Raw genomic sequence first — 671 nt, forward strand, 5'->3', positions numbered from 1 at the left:
ATACCTGTAACATTTTTAATCTCTTCAGATTGAGTGATAACATCACTAGTTTTAACTGAAACATTTTGCATAGAAGAAGTGATCTCTTCTAAAGCTGCTGCAGTTTCTTCTAAAGATTGAGCTTGAGAATTTGAAGAAGTGGTTAAGCTTTGAACAGCAGTTTGTAATTTTCCACTTTCATTAGCTAAAGCATTAGCAAAGTCTGAACTTTGTTTTAGCATTTTAACTATTTCATCGCCTAAAGCATTAGTAGTTAATTCAACACTTCCTGAAGCATTAGAGATTTTATTTCTAAAATCTAAGCTTTTGTATTCTTCAAATATTTTATGAATAACATTCATATCAGAACCTACTCTAGCTTGTAAAACATCAAGAAGTTTATTTAGAACATTTTTAAGTTCAATAAGTTGTGGGTTTCTTGGATTAGCAGTAATTCTTGCTGTTAAATTACCACCTTCTACAACTGATACGGTTTGAACTGATTCTTTAACAGCTTGATTGTCTTGTTCTAAACCTTTTTTAGTAGCAAGGATGTTTTCGTTGATGGCACTTGAGATTTGTCCAAATTCATCATTGCTTTTTACTTCTATAGTGGAAACATTTTTTGTTTTATGATTGATGAAGTCAAAGAATGAAGTTAAACCTGTTTGGATAGCTGCAAGTGGGGAGAG

The 671-nt window shown here is 31.6% G+C and carries 1 pseudogene; it reads right to left on the reverse strand.

The annotated features are described in order from the left end of the window. A pseudogene (locus AJN69_RS03865) lies at window positions 1–671 on the reverse strand (methyl-accepting chemotaxis protein); the annotation flags it as partial.

Origin of the sequence: Campylobacter sp. BCW_4338, assembly GCF_001763255.1 — a bacterium.
Lineage (GTDB): Bacteria > Campylobacterota > Campylobacteria > Campylobacterales > Campylobacteraceae > Campylobacter_D > Campylobacter_D jejuni.